Below are 16,774 nucleotides of genomic sequence, written 5' to 3' on the forward strand. Positions count from 1 at the left end.
GTCATGGCCAGCCGATAGTGTGGTCGCTCGTCCGAGACGCCCCGCTGCCCCCTTGACGCATCCCGCGCACGAGGAGGCACAGGCGTCCACCGCAGTCCATCGAACCGGGGCCCGTACCTCGATGTCCGTGCACAGCCATCCGGCGGCCCACAGCGGCGCCACTGCTGCGTTTGACCCGACCCGCCCGCCCGAGTTCCCGCGTCATGTGGTGACCGCGGTCCTCGTCTCCCACGACGGCGCCCGCTGGCTGCCCGACGCGCTCGCCGGGCTGCTCGGCCAGGAGCGCCCCGTCCAGTACGCGGTGGCCGCCGACACCGGCAGCTCGGACGACTCCGCCCAGCTGCTCACCGAGGCCCTCGGCGACGCGAACGTGCTGCACCTCGCCCGCCGCACCGGCTTCGGCCAGGCCGTGGAGGAGGCGAGCCGCACCGCGCCCGTCCTCACCCCCGAGGAACTGCCGTACCTCAAGCGCCCCAGCGGCTGGGACCCCGTCACGCGCACATGGCGCGACGACACCTACGACCTGCCCGAACTGCCGTACGGCGAGCCCATCCAGTGGCTGTGGCTGCTGCACGACGACTGCGCCCCCGAACCCGACGCCCTCGCCCAGCTGCTGCGGGTCGTCGACAACGAACTCGAACTCGGCCGCGACGACGTCGCGGTCGTCGGCCCCAAGCTCCGCGGCTGGTACGACCGCCGGCAGCTGCTGGAGGTCGGCGTCTCCATCGCCAACTCCGGCCGCCGCTGGACCGGCCTGGACCGCCGCGAACAGGACCAGGGCCAGCACGACCACGTCCGTACCGTGCTGTCCGTCTCCACCGCCGGCATGCTCATCCGCCGCGACGTCTTCGAACAGCTCGGCGGCTTCGACCGCCGGCTGCCCCTCATGCGCGACGACGTCGACCTGTGCTGGCGCGCCCACACCGCCGGCCACCGCGTCCTGGTCGCTCCCGACGCGGTCGTCCGGCACGCCGAGGCCGCCTCCCGCGAGCGCCGCACGGTCGACTGCGCCGGCCGCACCACCGCCTCCCCGCACAAGGTCGACAAGGCCGGCGCCGTCTACACCCTGCTCGTCAACACCCGTACGGCCGCGCTGCCCTGGGTGCTGGTCCGGCTCGTCCTCGGCACCGTCCTGCGGACCCTCGCCTACCTCGTCGGCAAGGTCCCCGGCCAGGCCGTCGACGAGATCCGCGGCCTGCTCAGCACCCTGCTGCGGCCCGAGCGGATCATCGCCGCCCGGCGCCGCCGCGGCCCCGCCCAGATCGACAAGGGGGAACTGCGCGGGCTGTTCCCGCCGCCCGGCGCCACCGTCCGGGCCACCGTGGAACAGATCGCGGGCAGCTTCACCAGCGGCACCGACACCGACACCTCCTCGGCCGGCCGGCACGGCGGCGCCGTGGAGTCCGGGCCCGGCGGCGACGACGCCGACTTCCTGGAGGTCGAGCAGTTCGCCCGGCTCAAGCGGATCGCCCGCAGACCCGGCCCGGTGCTCTTCCTCGCGCTGCTGCTCATCTCCTTCGCCGCCTGCCGCGCCCTGCTCGGCGGCGGTGCCCTCGCCGGCGGCGCCCTGCTGCCCGCCCCGGCCGGCGCCGGCGACCTGTGGTCCCGCTACCTGGACGCCTGGCACCCGGTCGGCACCGGCGGCACCCCGTCCGCACCCCCTTATCTGGCCATCGTCGCGACCCTCGCCTCGATCCTGTTCGGCTCCACCGGACTCGCCGTCACCGTCCTGCTGGTCTGCTCGGTGCCGCTCGCGGGCTTCACCGCCTACTTCGCCTCCCGGCCCCTGGTCACCTCCCGGCTGCTGCGCGCCTGGGCGGCCATCGTCTACGCCTTCCTGCCCGCCACCACCGGCGCCCTCGCCGGCGGCCGCATCGGCACCGCCGTCCTCGCCGTGCTGCTGCCGCTCATCGCGCGCGCGGGCATCGCCGCGAGCGGCCTCGCGAGCCGCACCGGCGCCCGCGGCAGCTGGCGCGCCACCTGGGCGTACGCCCTGCTGCTGACCATCACCACCGCCTTCACGCCGGTCGTCTGGCCCATCGCGCTGCTGCTCGGCCTCGGCGTCCTGGTACTGCGCCGCGGCGACCTCGTCGCCCACGCCCTGCGCTTCCTCGCCCAGCTCGGCACCCCGCTGCTGGTCCTCGCCCCCTGGTCGCTGACCCTCCTGCCGACCGGCTTCTTCCAGGAGGCCGGCCTGGAGTACGGCCCCTCGGCCGCCTCCGCGCTCGACCTGCTCGGCGCCTCCCCCGGCGGCCCCGGCACCGTCGACGGCCTGATGCTCATCGGCGTCGTGCTCGCCGCGCTCGCCGCCCTGCTGCGCTCCGAACGGCAGCTCGGCATCCGGACCGCGTGGGCCGTCGCCCTGGTAGGCCTCGTCTTCGCGGTCCTGTCCAACAAGTCCGCCTGGGCCGGACCGGCCACCCTGGTCTACGGCATCGCCCTGCTGGCCGCCGCCGCCCTCGGCGCCGACGGCGCACGCGCACGCGTGGCCGAGCAGAGCTTCGGCTGGCGCCAGCCCGTCGCCGCCCTGATCGCCTTCGCCTCGGCCGCGGGCCCGCTGCTCATCGCCGCCGGCTGGATGATCGGCGGCGCCGACGGCCCCCTGGAGCGCCGTGACCCCGCCCAGGTGCCCGCGTTCGTCGCCGAGGACTCCACCGGCGGCGACCAGGCCCGCACCCTGGTCCTCGACAGCGACTCCACCGCGCGCGTGCGCTACACCCTGGTCCGCGGCTCCGGTGCCCGCATGGGCGACGCCGAACTCGCCGCCACCGACGGCGAGAACGCCCGCCTGGACAAGATCGTCGCCAACCTGGTCGCCGGCTCCGGCGCCGACCAGGCCGACGAACTCGGCGGCTTCGCCGTGCGCTACGTCCTCGTCCACAAGGGCGCCCCCCGCGACCTCACCCGGGTCCTCGACGCCACCCCCGGTCTGGCCCGGCTCAGCCAGCAGAACGGCAGCGCCCTGTGGCGCGTCGGGCAGGAGGTCGCCCGCGCGGCCATCGTGCCCGCCTCCGGCTCGGGCAAGGCCCAGCCGGTCCCCGCGGGGCCGGTGGAGGTCCACACGACGATCCCCGCCGGCTCCGGCAGCCGCGTCCTGCGCCTCGCCGACAGCGCCGCCGACGGCTGGACGGCCACCCTCGACGGCAAGCCGCTCACCCGCACCACGGTCGACGGCTGGGCCCAGGGCTTCCAACTCCCCGCCGCGGGCGGCCGGCTGGACGTCACCTACGACGCCCCGGTCACCCGCACCGCCTGGCTCTGGGCGCAGGGCGCGCTCGCCCTCGTCCTGGTCGTCCTCGCCCTGCCCGGCCGCCGCCGCGACGTCGACGACGACCTGCCCGAGGAGCAGCCTCTGCCCGCCCAGGCCACCGCCGGCGAGGGCCGCCGCGCCCGCCGCCTGCGCGCGCAGGCGGAGGAAACGCCCGCCGAGGAGCAGCCCGGCACGCCTCCGCAGCCCGAGCAGCCCCCGGCGGCCGTACCGACCCAGCCCTCGTACGACGAGTGGGACCCGGCCACGTACGGAACCGCCGCGTACGGCACGGACCCGTACCAGACCGCGACGGGGTACGACCAGCAGCCGTACCAGCAGGCCGACCCCTACCAGGCGGCCCCGTACGACCCGTACGCCTACGGCGGCAGCGCCGACCAGATGCCGTACGACCCGGCCGCCTACCAGCAACAGGGCCACGACCCGTCGTACGACCCCGCCCAGCAGGGCTACGACCCCGCCCAGCCCCCCCACGGCAGCCAGCGCCCCGACGGGAGCCAGCAGTGAACCGCACCACCCTGTCCCTGATCGCCGGTACGACCGCGCTGGCCGCCGTCACCGCGTTCGCCGCGTTCGACCCCCCGTCCGCGTCCGGCGCCGCCGCCCCCCAGGCGGCCGCCCAACTGCCCGTGCAGCGCACCAGTCTGCTGTGCCCGGCACCGAGCATGTCGGACATCGCGGACACGGCGTACACGTCGTTCACGCCGGTCACCAAGGGCGCCGCGAGCAGCGGCAAGGCCCGACTCCAGGCGGCCGCCGCGCAGTCGTCGGACGACACGGACAGCAAGGACGGCGGCAAGGGGAGCAAGGCCGGCAAGGGCGACGCGAAGAAGGCCGGCGAACCGGCGCTCACCCCGAAGGCTCCGGGCACGCCGGCCACCGGCGAGACCTCCGGCGCCGAGGCGCCCGCGCTGATCGGCACGGCGGACGGCAGGTTCGCGCCGGGCTGGACCGTCCAGGAGACCACCGAGGTCGCCGTCGGCACCGGCCGGGGCCTGCTGGGCGTCAACTGCACCGGTGCGGACACCGAGTTCTGGTTCCCGGGCGCCAGCACGGCCGCCGGCCGCACCGACTACGTCCACCTGACCAACCCCGACGACTCCGCCGCCGTGATCGACATCGAGCTGTACGGCAAGGACGGGGCGATCAAGTCCCCGCTGGGCGAGAACCTGACCGTCGAGCCGCACGCGAGCGAGCCGATCCTGCTCTCCACGCTCACCGAGGAGCGGCAGGCCGACCTGACCGTGCACGTCAGCGTGCGCAGCGGCCGGGTCGGCGCGGCCGTGCAGGCCCTGGACGACAAAGTGGGGGGCGACTGGCTGGCAGCCGCCGCCGACCCGGCCGGCAGCCTGGTCCTGCCCGGCATCCCGAAGGACGCCACCGACGTCCGCCTGACCGCGTTCACCCCCGGCGACGACGACGCCGACCTCAAGATCCGCCTGGCCTCGCCCGACGGCCTGATCACCCCGGCCGGGAACGAGACCCTGCACGTCAAGTCCGGCATGTCGACGACGGTCGACCTCGGCGACGTCACCCGGGGCGAGGCCGGTTCCCTGGTCCTCACGCCCACCGACCAGACGGTTCCGGTCGTAGCGGCCCTCCAGGTCGTCCGCGGCAAGGGCGACAAGAAGGAGACGGCGTTCATCCCGGCCACGGCCGCCGTCGGTACGCGGGCGACCTCGGCCGACAACAGCGCCAAGGGCACGACACTCGCCCTGACCGCCCCCACCGGCACGGCCACGGTCAAGGTCACCGCCTCGGCCGGCAGCGAGGGCGGAACCCCGGTCACGAAGACCTACACCCTCAAGTCCGGCACCACCCAGAACATCGACGTCCCCACCCCGGCAGGCTTGAAGGGCACCTACGCCCTCACCGTCGAACCCGTCTCCGGCGCCCCCGTCTACGCCTCCCGCACCCTCGCCGCCACCGAGGGAGGCATCCCCGCCTTCACCATCCAGCCCCTCCCGAACGACCGCGGAACCGTATCGGTACCGCAGACAGAGCAGGACCTGTCGATGCTCCTGAGATAACGCAGCCACGGCCTGCGGCGGGCCCCACCGCCGCCGCCACGGCCAACGAAGACGCCGACCCCGGGCAGCTACGCGTACCTGCGGGCCGTCATGGCTCGGGGCGGTGCCCACCCAGCACGGGCCACCGTGCCGCCGAACCGGCTCAGCTGCGGCCAACCGCGGCGCCGGACCCGCGTAACTGCGGGCCGTCATGGCTCGGGGCGGTGCCCACCCAGCACGGGCCACCGTGCCGCCGAACCGGCTCAGCTGCGGCCAACCGCGGCGCCGATCCCGCGTACCTGCGGGCAACCGCGGCGCCGATCCCGCGTAGCTGCGGGCAGTCGTGCCGCTGGGGCGGCACGGGTGGGCGCAGCGGCACCCCGCCAGCGCGGGCGAGCGCCCCAGCCCCCGGCCGGCGTCAGCACGCGGCACCCCGCCAGCGCGGGCGAGCGCCCCGACCCCCGGCCGGCGTCAGCACGCGGCACCCCGCCGGCGCGGCCCAGCAGTCCAACCCCCGCCCGGCACCAGCACGCGGCACCCGCAAGTACAGGCCCGGCAGACCCCCGCCCACCCCACCACAGGCCGTCCCAAAAACCGGCCTAATCCTCCCCGTACCGAGGATCCACCGTCTCCGGCGTCAGCCCGAGCAGCTCGGCCACCTGCTCCACCACCACCTCATGCACCAGCGCGGCCCGCTCGTCCCGCCCCTTGGTCCGGATCTCCACCGGCCGCCGGTACACGACCACCCGAGCCCGCCGCCCGTCCCGCGCGGGAACGATCCCGCCGAGCGGCACCGCGTCGTCCCCCCACACCACCTGATCTCCCCGCCCCTCCAGCCGGGGCACCTCCAGCACCAGGAAGTCGATGTCGGCCAGCTGCGGCCACCGCCGCTCAAGGCGCTCCACGGAGTCCTGCACCAGGTCCGCGAACACCTCGGCACGGCTTGCCGCGAGCGGCACCTGCGGCGGTGCGATCGGCCCCCGCATGCCCCGCCCGTGGCGGTCACGGCGACGGGGCCCAGGGCCGGCGGCACGGGGCGGTACACGGTTGTCCATCACTGATGAAGCGTAGTCCCCGCACCCTGCGCCCGTCCGGCTCCACGCGGCAACCGGCCCAACGCCCCCATGTCGCAGGATGACCATTCCAGCCAAGGTCTGGCTCGTTTCCGTAACTCTCCAAGACCGCCAACTCAAGGTAATTGACGGTGTTTGCACCGGCTCATGACCGTGCGCGGTCCCGCCCGACCCCCGCCACAACCCCGTCCGCGCAGGTCAGCAGGGGCCACTCGATGGGGTGTGTGGGGCGTTTCACAGCACGACACGGTGGAGTGACCTGGTGGAGAGTCGTCGCGGCCCGCTCAAGAGTGCGGTACCGTCCAACGTCGTGAGCCCTGTACGTCGCTGTTCGCGCACCGCCTGCGGCCGACCCGCCGTCGCGACGCTGACGTACGTCTACGCCGACTCGACCGCGGTCCTCGGCCCGCTCGCCACCTACGCCGAACCCCACTGCTACGACCTGTGCGCCGAGCACTCCGAGCGCCTCACCGCCCCGCGCGGCTGGGAGGTCGTACGACTCCTCGACGGCTCCGCGCCCGCACGGCCCAGCGGAGACGATCTGGAAGCGCTTGCCAACGCCGTACGCGAGGCGGCCCGCCCGCAGGAGCGCGCGGCGGAGGCGGGCGGCGGCGGTACCCGCGGCGCGGACCCCATGGAGGTCGCCCGCCGCGGTCACCTGAGGGTCCTGCGCTCCCCGGACAACTGACCGCCACCCCACGCCACCCCCGCCAGGCGTGACGATTCGCCTCCCGCGGGCGTTACGGCTGGGGGTCCACAGAGGGCCACAGAAGGGCCCCACCTGGTGTCCGCGCACCCCCCACTTACCCCGGACGGGTAGTTTGTGGGCACCCATAGGACTTCAGGAGGGTTGGCCGTGACTGCTGATCTGTCGCAGATCGTGAAGGCGTACGACGTACGCGGAGTGGTCCCGGACCAGTGGGACGAGGCACTGGCCGGACTCTTCGGCGCCGCCTTCGCGGAGGTGACCGGAGCGTCGGCCATCGTCGTCGGCCACGACATGCGGCCCTCGTCCCCCGGCCTCTCCCGCGCCTTCGCGCGCGGCGCAGCCGACCGCGGTGTGGACGTCACCGAGATCGGCCTGTGCTCCACGGACCAGCTGTACTACGCCTCCGGCGCGCTGAACCTGCCCGGCGCGATGTTCACCGCCTCCCACAACCCGGCCCAGTACAACGGCATCAAGCTGTGCCGCGCGGGCGCCGCCCCCGTCGGCCAGGACACCGGCCTCGCGCGGATCCGCGAACTGGCCGAGCGCTGGCTGGCGGAGGGCGCCCCGGAACCGGTGGACCGGCCGGGAACCCTCTCCGCCCGCGAGACGTTGGAGGATTACGCGGCGCACCTCCGCTCCCTCGTCGACCTCACCTCCATCCGCCCCCTGAAGGTCGTGGTCGACGCCGGCAACGGCATGGGCGGCCACACGGTCCCCTCGGTCTTCACCGGCCTGCCCCTGACCCTCGTCCCGATGTACTTCGAACTGGACGGCACCTTCCCCAACCACGAGGCCAACCCGCTCGACCCGGCCAACCTCGTGGACCTGCAGAAGCGGGTCCCGGCGGAGGGCGCCGACCTCGGCATCGCCTTCGACGGCGACGCCGACCGCTGCTTCGTCGTGGACCAGAACGGCGACCCGGTCTCCCCGTCCGCGATCACCGCGCTGGTCGCCGCCCGCGAACTCGCCCGCAACGGCGGCAAGGGCACGGTCATCCACAACCTGATCACGTCCCGCACGGTCCCGGAGGTGGTGCAGGAGAACGGCGGCACCCCCGTCCGCACCCGCGTCGGCCACTCCTTCATCAAGGCGGAGATGGCCCGCACGGGCGCGATCTTCGGCGGCGAGCACTCGGCCCACTACTACTTCAAGGACTTCTGGAACGCCGACACGGGCATGCTGGCCGCCCTGCACGTCCTCGCCGCCCTCGGCGGCCAGGACGGCCCGCTGTCCGCCCTGGTCGCGCAGTACGACCGCTACACCGGCTCCGGCGAGATCAACTCCACCGTCGCCGACCAGACCGCCCGCCTCGCCGCGATCCGCACCGCGTACGAGGGCCGCGCCGACGTCACCCTGGACGACCTCGACGGCCTCACGGTCGCCGCGGCCGACTGGTGGTTCAACGTCCGCCCGTCCAACACCGAGCCGCTCCTGCGCCTGAACGCCGAGGCCAAGGACGAGGCCACCATGACGAAGATCCGCGACGAGGCACTGGCGATCATCAGGGGCTGAGCGGCCTGCCCATCAGCGGTAACCTGACCAGGCGTAACCACAAAGACAACACCGCCCTCCGAAGGGACACCCCATGGCGCTCGAAGCCGGCCTCCTGGAGATCCTCGCCTGCCCGGCCTGCCACGCCCCCCTGAAGGAGCAGGACACCGAGCTGATCTGCACGGGCCAGGACTGCGGCCTCGCCTACCCGGTCCGCGACGGCATCCCCGTCCTGCTGGTGGACGAGGCCCGCCGCCCCGAGTGAGGAGGCCCCTCACCTCGTAGCACCCCAGGATCCCCGGCGACCGGAGGCTGCCGCCCATGCTGGACGAATCGCTGCTCGACACCCCGGAGGGCCTCGCCGAGGCCGACCGCCGAGGTCTGCTGCGCGGGGCGGCGGAGGCCGGCGCCCGCGTCCGCACCGCCGTCCGGCACGCCGCCGAGGCCGGTATCGGCACCCTCAAGCCGGACGGCCGCCCCCGCGCGGTCCTCATCGCGGGCCCCGGCGCCGCCGCCACCCACACCGCCGACCTCCTCGGCACCCTGGCCGGCGCCGGCAGCCCCGTCGTCCGGCTCGCCCCCAGCGGTGTCGCCCCGGCCGCGGGCGCCCTGCGCTGGGAACTCCCGGGCTGGGCCGGTTCCGTGGACCTGCTGCTGATCGCCACCCCGGACGGCTCCGAACCGAGCCTGTCCCTCCTGGCCGACCAGGCCTACCGCCGCGGCTGCACGGTCGTCGCCGTGGCCCCGCCCCGCACCCCGCTCGCCGAAGCGGTCGCCGGCGCGCACGGCCTGTTCGTACCGATGGCGACGGCCCCCTACGACCAGGAGGAACCGCTCGCCGCGTCCTCCCCGGGCGTCTTCTGGGCGCTGCTGACCCCGCTGCTCGCGCTCCTGGACCGGATCGGTCTGATCGACGCACCGCCGGACGCCCTGGACAAGGTCGCCGACCGCCTGGACCAGATCGCGGAGCGCTGCGGACCCGCCATCGCGACCTACAGCAACCCGGCGAAGACCCTCGCCGCCGAACTCGCCGACGCGCTCCCCATGGTGTGGACGGAGGGCACCTCGGCCGGTCCGGCGGGCCGCCGCTTCGCCGCCGCCCTCGCCGAACTCGCCGGCCGCCCCGCCCTGGTCGCCGAACTGCCCGAGGCGCTCGCCGCGCACAGCGCCCTGCTGGCCGGCCCGCTCGCCGCCAGCGCCGACCCGGACGACTTCTTCCGCGACCGCGTGGAGGAGCCGCCCGCGCTGCACGCGCGCGTGGTGCTGCTCCGCGACCGCCCGATCAGCGGCCTCACCGCCGCCCCCGCCGCCCGTGACGTCGCTCTCAGCCACGACACGCCCGTCAGCGAACTCGAACCGGAAGAGGGCGGCGAACTGGAGACCCTCGCGGAACTGATCGCCGTCACGGATTTCGCCGCCGTTTACCTGGCGCTCGCTTCCAGGGCCTGATCTTGCTCCGGGCCGGACCACCCGCGCCCGCCACCGGTGCCGCGACCGGCCCAGCCGTCGGCGCCGGCCGAGCAGCGTACGTACGGAGACAGAGAAGACACATGGACCGCCTCGACAACACCGTCCGCCCCTACGCCTGGGGTTCTCCCACCGCCATCCCGCACCTCCTCGGCGTGGAGCCGACCGGCGAACCCCAGGCGGAGATGTGGATGGGCGCGCACCCCGGCGCCCCGTCGCGCACCGAGCGGGGGACCCTCGTCGAGGTCATCGAGGCCGACCCGGAGCGCGAGCTGGGCCCCCGCGCGGTCGCCAGGTTCGGCCCCCACCTGCCGTTCCTGCTCAAGATCCTCGCCGCCGGCGCGCCCCTGTCCCTCCAGGTCCACCCCGACCTGGAGCAGGCCAGGGAGGGGTACGCCGACGAGGAGCGGCGCGGCATCCCGGTCGACGCCCCGCACCGCAACTACAAGGACGCCAACCACAAGCCCGAACTGATCTGCGCGCTCACCGAGTTCGACGGCCTGTGCGGCTTCCGCGACCCCGTCCAGACCGCCGACCTGCTCGACGGACTCGGCGTGGACTCCCTCAAGCCCTACGTCGACCTGCTGCACGCCCACCCCGAGGACGCGGCCCTGCGCGAGGTCCTCACCGCGGTCCTCAGCGCCGACCCGGAGGAGATGGCCCACACGGTCGCCGAGGCCGCCGCCGCCTGCACCCGCCTCGGCGGCGCCTACGCCCCCTACGCCGACATCGCCCACCACTACCCCGGCGACCCCGGCGTCATCGCGGCCATGCTGCTCAACCGCGTCCGGCTGCAGCCCGGCGAGGCCCTGTTCCTCGGCGCCGGCATCCCGCACGCCTACCTCAGCGGCCTCGGCGTCGAGATCATGGCCAACTCCGACAACGTCCTGCGCTGCGGCCTGACCCCGAAGCACGTCGACGTCCCCGAGCTCCTGCGGATCGTCCGCTTCGAGCCGAGCGACCCGGGCGTGCTGCGGCCCGAGGCCTCCCCGGAGGGCGAGGAGGTCTACGAGACGCCGATCGACGAGTTCCGGCTCTCCCGGTACGTCCTCCCCGAGGGCGGCGCCGCCCACGACCTCACCCGGGACACCCCGCAGATCCTGCTCTGCACGGCCGGCACCGTCCGGGCGGGCGAGCACGAACTGGGCCCCGGCCGGTCGGTCTTCGTCCCGGCCGGCGAGAAGGCGGAGATCTCGGGCGCGGGCACGGTCTTCCGCGCCACTGTGATCGTATGACCGGGGTTGTGGATACCTGAGACGGCGAGGCCCGGCCGGGCTGCAAGAATGGCCCACCGGCAAAGGCCGGGCAAAGCCGGGCACACGCCTGGACGGACGAATCAGGGCCAGGCCGACAGAGGCGAAGGGACAACGCGGACACATGAGCGCGTCAGGCGGTACCAAGGCGATCGTGGCGGCACTCGGCGCCAACCTCGCGATCGCGGCATCGAAGTTCGTGGCGTTCGCGTTCAGCGGCTCCTCCTCGATGCTCGCCGAGGGCGTCCACTCGCTCGCCGACTCCGGCAACCAGTTCCTGCTGCTCGTCGGCGGCAGGAAGGCACAGCGCGAGGCGACCCCGCAGCACCCCTTCGGCTACGGCCGCGAGCGGTTCATCTACGCCTTCCTCGTGTCGATCGTGCTCTTCTCCATCGGCGGCATGTTCGCCATCTACGAGGGCTACGAGAAGATCCGCCAGCCGCACGAGCTGGAGCACTGGTACTGGCCGGTCGGCGTCCTCGTCTTCGCGATCATCGCCGAGGGCTTCTCCTTCCGCACGGCCATCAAGGAGTCCAACGAACTGCGCGGCCGGCTCTCCTGGAAGGAGTTCATCCGCCGCGCCAAGGCCCCGGAACTGCCCGTCGTCCTCCTGGAGGACTTCGGCGCGCTCATCGGTCTGGTCCTCGCCCTCGGCGGCGTCGGCCTGGCCGTGCTCACCGGCGACGCCGTCTGGGACGGCATCGGCACCCTCTGCATCGGTGTCCTGCTCGTCCTGATCGCCCTCGTCCTCGCCGCCGAGACCAAGTCGCTGCTGCTCGGCGAGGCCGCCGGCATCGAGGACGTCAAGAAGATCGAAGCCGCGATCGTCGACGGCGACACGGTCACCCGCATCATCCACATGCGCACGCTGCACCTCGGCCCCGAGGAACTGCTGATCGCCGCCAAGATCGCCGTCCAGCACGACGACACGGCCACCGAGGTCGCCGACGCCATCAACGCCGCCGAGGCCCGCATCCGCGCCGCCGTCCCCATCGCCCGGGTCATCTACCTGGAGCCGGACATCTACAGCGAGGTCGAGGCCGCCAAGGGCCCGGACCCGGAGGCCACCCCGGGCGGCCCGGCCCCGCACGCCGCCGGTCACTGACGTCCGGTACGGCGGCCGACCTCGGACGGGTCGCACGGGCCAGGGCGCCGACGACACCACCGGCGCCTGCCGCCGCCGTACCACCAGGAAGCCGATTCCCAGTCCCAGCACGAGCACCGTGCTCCCCCACGCCCGAGCAGAGCGGCCACACAGGGTTCCGTGCGGGCCCCCGCAGAGGCCCGCACGGAACCCGTCGGCCCGTCAGCCCCGCCGGCTCAGCCCACCTCGGCCAGCACGTCCAGCACCGCCCGCTCGTCCGGGGCCGCGAGCAGCCGCGCCCGGAACCCGGCGTCCATCAGCTTGCGGGACAGCAGCGCGAGGATCCGCAGATGCTCGTCGCCCGCGGCGGCCTCCGGCACGGCGATCATGAAGATCAGCCGGGCCTTCGTACCGTCCAGCGAACCCCACTCGACCCCCTCCGCCGACCGTGCGAAGCCGACGACCGGAGCCGTCACCGCGTCCGTCTTGGCGTGCGGGATCGCGATCTCCTCGCCGAGCCCGGTCGTCCCCTGCTCCTCGCGCCGCAGCGCGGTCGCCACCAGCTCGGCCACATCGGCGACCCGCCCACTGCGCGCCAGCAGCTCCGCCATCTCCCGGATGACGGCCTCCTTCTCCACAGCCCCGAGCGCCACCCGCACGGTCCGCTCGGTCAGATGCCCGGACAACACCTCGGGCACCGCCTCCCCGGCCGCCTCCTCCACGGCACCGGCCCCGGCCGTCGTACCCCGCGCACCCGGCCCCCGCACGTCCTGCACCCCGGCGGCACCGGCCCCGACCGGTGACAGCTCCCGCCCCGCCTGCCCCGTCACGACCGCCCCGGCACCCGCGCCCGTGAGGACCGCCCCGGCAGCACCGGCACCCTCTCCGGCCACCGCAGCCCGGCGCCCGCTCAGATCGACCAGCGCCACCGTCGCCAGCGCCGTCACCACCGTGCCGATCGCCACGGCCACGAAGAACACCGGCACCCCGCTCACCGCGCCCAGCACCGCCACGATCGGCCCGCCGTGCGGCACCGCGTCCTTCACCCCGGCCAGCCCCGCGACCGCGCCGGCCACTGCACCGCCGAGCATGTTGGCCGGGATGACCTGCGCCGGCCGCGCCGCCGCGAACGGGATCGCACCCTCCGAGATGCCGAAGCAGCCCATGAACAGGGCCGCGAGGCCCGTCTCCCGCTCCTGCTCGGTGTAGAGCCGCCGGCGGATCAGCGTGGCCAGGCCCTGACCGAGCGGCATCACCGGGATCGCCGCCGCGCACATCCCCATCACCGTCTGGTTGCCGCTCGCGATGAGCCCCGCGCCGAACAGGAACGCCGTCTTGTTCACCGGCCCGCCCATGTCGAACGCGATCATCAGGCCCAGGATCGCGCCGAGCAGCACCGCGCTGGTGCCGGTCATCCCGCCGAGCCAGCTCGTCAGATGCTCGAACACCCAGGAGATCGGCCTGCCGATGACATAGACGAAGAACAGCCCGAGCGCCGTCGTCGCCACGACCGGGATCACGATGATCGGCATGATCGGCTGCACGAACTTCGGCACCCGGACCTTCTTGATCCACAGCACCAGGTACCCGGCGAGGAACCCGGTCACGATCGCCCCGATGAAGCCCGCACCGGCCTCGGAGTCGTACAGCGCCCCCGTGTTGGCGATCCAGCCGCCGATCATGCCCGGCACCAGCGCGGGCCGGTCGGCTATGGCATAGGCGATGTAGCCGGACAGGATCGGGATCATCAGCTGGAACCCGATCCCGCCGATCGCGTTGACGTGAGCCCAGAAGGTGCCCTCCGGGATCACATAGCCCTTGGCCGTGGCATGACCGCCCAGAGCCAGCGAGACCGCGATCAGCAGGCCGCCGACCACGACGAACGGGATCATGTACGACACGCCGTTCATCAGCGCCTTGTACACCGCCCCCCGCTCCTTGCCCCCGCCCGCCGCGGACGCCGCCGAGCCGTCGCCCGCCCCGTCCGCCCGGTGCACGGGCGCCGACCGCACCCGCTCGATCAGCTGCTCGGGGTGGTGGATTCCTTCGGCGACCCCGACCGTGAGCACCCGCTTTCCGACGAAGCGGCTCAGGTCCACGTCTTTGTCGGCGGCGACGATCACACCGTCCGCACTTCTGACATCGTTGTCATCAAGGACGTTCTCGGCCCCGATGGATCCCTGTGTCTCCACCTTCATCTCGATGCCCCGGCTCGCGGCGGCCCGCGCGAGCTTCTCCGCCGCCATATAGGTGTGCGCGATGCCGGTCGGGCAGGCGGTCACCGCCAGCAGCCTCAGCGGCTGCCGCTCCTCATCGCGGCCACCCGTGGCGGGCGGCCCGGCCGGACTGGTCACGTCGGTCTCCTCACGTTTCGTCGCCCGGGGTGTCGTCCCGGACACCCCGCGAGCGGAACCGGAACTCCCGGTCCCCTGCATCCTGCACCACCCCACCTCCGGCCCAAAGACGCAAAAGTCCCTGTTCACCCCGGTCCGTCGGCACCGACTCCACGGTTTCCCCACAACCGCAGCCACCCGCTGCCGCCCCCCGAACCGCCCGGAATACGACCCCACGAACGCGCAGACGGACTGGGGCCGACCGGGCCGTCCGGTGTAGCTTGGGACGGAGCCAGACGTCGCTGCTGATGGCGGTCGGGCGGTCCCACGCGGACCGACCGAGGGAGAGAGGGCCTCCGACGGACTGCGCTGCGCGTACGTGGGCATGCCTGTGTCCTCTTCTCGGGCACCCCTGTGTCCGCCGCCGCGCAGACCAGCCGTACCCACCTCGACCCAACCCCGAGGAGCAGCTCGTAATGACGACTGTCGAGAACCGACAGGACTTCAAGGTCGCCGATCTCTCGCTGGCCGAGTTCGGCCGCAAGGAGATCACCCTCGCCGAGCACGAGATGCCCGGCCTGATGGCGATCCGCAAGGAGTACGCCGAGGCCCAGCCTCTCGCCGGCGCCCGCGTCACCGGCTCTCTGCACATGACCGTGCAGACCGCCGTGCTCATCGAGACCCTGGTCGCCCTCGGCGCCCAGGTCCGCTGGGCCTCCTGCAACATCTTCTCCACCCAGGACCACGCGGCTGCCGCCATCGCCGTCGGCCCGAACGGCACGCCCGACAACCCGCAGGGTGTCCCGGTCTTCGCCTGGAAGGGCGAGACCCTGGAGGAGTACTGGTGGTGCACCGAGCAGGCGCTGACCTGGCCGGACAGCCCCACCGGCGGCCCCAACATGATCCTGGACGACGGCGGCGACGCCACCCTCCTCGTCCACAAGGGCGTCGAGTACGAGAAGGCCGGTGAGGTCCCCGCCCTGGAGACCGCCGAGTCCGACGAGCACCGCGTCATCCTCCAGCTGCTGCACCGCACCCTGGGCGAGAACCCCCAGAAGTGGACCCAGCTGGCCTCCGAGATCCGCGGTGTCACCGAGGAGACCACCACGGGTGTCCACCGTCTGTACGAGATGCAGCGCGACGGCGTCCTCCTCTTCCCGGCGATCAACGTCAACGACGCCGTCACCAAGTCGAAGTTCGACAACAAGTACGGCTGCCGCCACTCCCTGATCGACGGCATCAACCGCGCCACCGACGTCCTGATCGGCGGCAAGACCGCCGTCGTCTGCGGCTACGGCGACGTGGGCAAGGGCTGCGCCGAGTCCCTGCGCGGCCAGGGCGCCCGGGTGATCGTCACCGAGATCGACCCGATCTGCGCCCTGCAGGCGGCGATGGACGGCTACCAGGTCACGACCCTGGACGAGGTCGTCGACAAGGCCGACATCTTCATCACCACGACCGGCAACAAGGACATCATCATGGCCTCGGACATGGCCAAGATGAAGCACCAGGCGATCGTCGGCAACATCGGTCACTTCGACAACGAGATCGACATGGCCGGTCTCGCCAAGGTGCCCGGCATCGTCAAGGACGAGGTCAAGCCGCAGGTCCACACCTGGACCTTCCCGGACGGCAAGAAGATCATCGTGCTGTCCGAGGGCCGCCTGCTGAACCTGGGCAACGCCACCGGCCACCCGTCGTTCGTGATGTCCAACTCCTTCGCGGACCAGACCCTGGCCCAGATCGAGCTGTTCACCAAGCCCGACGCGTACCCGATCGGCGTCTACACGCTGCCCAAGCACCTCGACGAGAAGGTCGCCCGCCTCCACCTGGACGCGCTCGGCGTGAAGCTCACCAAGCTGCGCCCGGAGCAGGCCGCCTACATCGGCGTCGAGGTCGACGGCCCGTACAAGCCGGACCACTACCGCTACTGAGCCGGTGATCCCGTAGCCCCGCCTGCCGGGGGGGGGGGGGGGGGGGGGGGGGGGGCCCCCGCCGAGGGACACCCCCCGGAAGAACCCGCCCCCCCCCCCCCGGGGGCTGTCCCCCTTTGGGGGGGGGGGAGAGGGTTTGGGGGGGGGAGGGGC

At 73.4% G+C, this 16,774-nt stretch carries 11 protein-coding genes; 9 read left to right on the top strand and 2 right to left on the bottom strand.

From position 1 onward, the window contains the following. Window positions 1-121: 121 nt before the first annotated feature. Together ACZ4U1_RS11475 and ACZ4U1_RS11480 are read left to right on the top strand one after the other, a co-directional pair. Window positions 122-3,775: a glycosyltransferase family 2 protein gene (locus ACZ4U1_RS11475; RefSeq protein ID WP_467902226.1), complete on the top strand. Its 3,654-nt coding sequence runs from the start codon at window positions 122-124 to the stop codon at window positions 3,773-3,775. Next, window positions 3,772-5,298: a DUF5719 family protein gene (locus tag ACZ4U1_RS11480; RefSeq protein WP_467902228.1), complete on the top strand. Its 1,527-nt coding sequence runs from the start codon at window positions 3,772-3,774 to the stop codon at window positions 5,296-5,298. Before ACZ4U1_RS11475 ends, ACZ4U1_RS11480 begins: the two co-directional genes overlap by 4 nt. Window positions 5,299-5,876: 578 nt before the next feature. Here the strand turns inward: ACZ4U1_RS11480 and ACZ4U1_RS11485 are convergent. Beyond that, window positions 5,877-6,263 (bottom strand): metallopeptidase family protein, encoded by a 387-nt coding sequence (locus ACZ4U1_RS11485; protein ID WP_467902229.1) that lies wholly within the window; start codon window positions 6,261-6,263, stop codon window positions 5,877-5,879. A 349-nt stretch (window positions 6,264-6,612) separates the two neighbouring features. Here ACZ4U1_RS11485 and ACZ4U1_RS11490 point away from each other — a divergent pair, with 349 nt between their 5' ends. The 6 genes from ACZ4U1_RS11490 (at window position 6,613) to ACZ4U1_RS11515 (ending at window position 12,375) form a co-directional block, all read left to right on the top strand. Beyond that, window positions 6,613-7,038 (top strand): DUF3499 domain-containing protein, encoded by a 426-nt coding sequence (locus ACZ4U1_RS11490; protein ID WP_078883826.1) that lies wholly within the window; start codon window positions 6,613-6,615, stop codon window positions 7,036-7,038. Between the two features lie 168 nt (window positions 7,039-7,206). Beyond that, window positions 7,207-8,571 carry a phosphomannomutase/phosphoglucomutase gene (locus ACZ4U1_RS11495; RefSeq protein WP_467902231.1) on the top strand — a complete coding sequence of 455 codons (1,365 nt, stop codon included), beginning with the start codon at window positions 7,207-7,209 and terminating at the stop codon, window positions 8,569-8,571. 73 nt (window positions 8,572-8,644) lie between these two features. Further along, window positions 8,645-8,815 (top strand): Trm112 family protein, encoded by a 171-nt coding sequence (locus ACZ4U1_RS11500; protein WP_189983189.1) that lies wholly within the window; start codon window positions 8,645-8,647, stop codon window positions 8,813-8,815. Between the two features lie 56 nt (window positions 8,816-8,871). Beyond that, complete coding sequence (locus ACZ4U1_RS11505) at window positions 8,872-9,999, top strand: SIS domain-containing protein (protein ID WP_467902233.1); 1,128 nt, start codon at window positions 8,872-8,874, stop codon at window positions 9,997-9,999. Window positions 10,000-10,100: 101 nt separating this feature from the next. Further along, window positions 10,101-11,252, top strand: coding sequence for a mannose-6-phosphate isomerase, class I (manA, locus tag ACZ4U1_RS11510; RefSeq protein WP_467902235.1), 1,152 nt, complete (start codon window positions 10,101-10,103; stop codon window positions 11,250-11,252). Window positions 11,253-11,394: 142 nt separating this feature from the next. Further along, on the top strand, window positions 11,395-12,375 hold the full coding sequence (locus tag ACZ4U1_RS11515; RefSeq protein WP_467902237.1) for a cation diffusion facilitator family transporter: 981 nt from the start codon (window positions 11,395-11,397) through the stop codon (window positions 12,373-12,375). 215 nt (window positions 12,376-12,590) lie between these two features. On the opposite strand, the gene ACZ4U1_RS11520 is transcribed toward ACZ4U1_RS11515, so the two are convergent. Further along, window positions 12,591-14,708: a fructose-specific PTS transporter subunit EIIC gene (locus ACZ4U1_RS11520; protein ID WP_467902239.1), complete on the bottom strand. Its 2,118-nt coding sequence runs from the start codon at window positions 14,706-14,708 to the stop codon at window positions 12,591-12,593. Window positions 14,709-15,163: 455 nt separating this feature from the next. Between ACZ4U1_RS11520 and ahcY the strand changes: the two genes are divergently transcribed. After that, on the top strand, window positions 15,164-16,621 hold the full coding sequence (ahcY, locus tag ACZ4U1_RS11525) for an adenosylhomocysteinase (RefSeq protein WP_467902240.1): 1,458 nt from the start codon (window positions 15,164-15,166) through the stop codon (window positions 16,619-16,621). Window positions 16,622-16,774: the final 153 nt, after the last annotated feature.

The sequence above is a fragment of the Streptomyces sp. NPDC028928 genome (genome assembly GCF_055564915.1).

Bases quoted from the DNA above. Each gene is read 5' to 3' on its own strand.
- ACZ4U1_RS11475 (WP_467902226.1), top strand. From the start codon at position 122: ATGTCCGTGCACAGCCATCCGGCGGCCCACAGCGGCGCCACTGCTGCG.
- ACZ4U1_RS11485 (WP_467902229.1), bottom strand. From the start codon at position 6,263: ATGCGGGGGCCGATCGCACCGCCGCAGGTGCCGCTCGCGGCAAGCCGT.
- ACZ4U1_RS11500 (WP_189983189.1), top strand. From the start codon at position 8,645: ATGGCGCTCGAAGCCGGCCTCCTGGAGATCCTCGCCTGCCCGGCCTGC.
- ACZ4U1_RS11505 (WP_467902233.1), top strand. From the start codon at position 8,872: ATGCTGGACGAATCGCTGCTCGACACCCCGGAGGGCCTCGCCGAGGCC.
- manA (WP_467902235.1), top strand. From the start codon at position 10,101: ATGGACCGCCTCGACAACACCGTCCGCCCCTACGCCTGGGGTTCTCCC.
- ACZ4U1_RS11515 (WP_467902237.1), top strand. From the start codon at position 11,395: ATGAGCGCGTCAGGCGGTACCAAGGCGATCGTGGCGGCACTCGGCGCC.
- ahcY (WP_467902240.1), top strand. From the start codon at position 15,164: ATGACGACTGTCGAGAACCGACAGGACTTCAAGGTCGCCGATCTCTCG.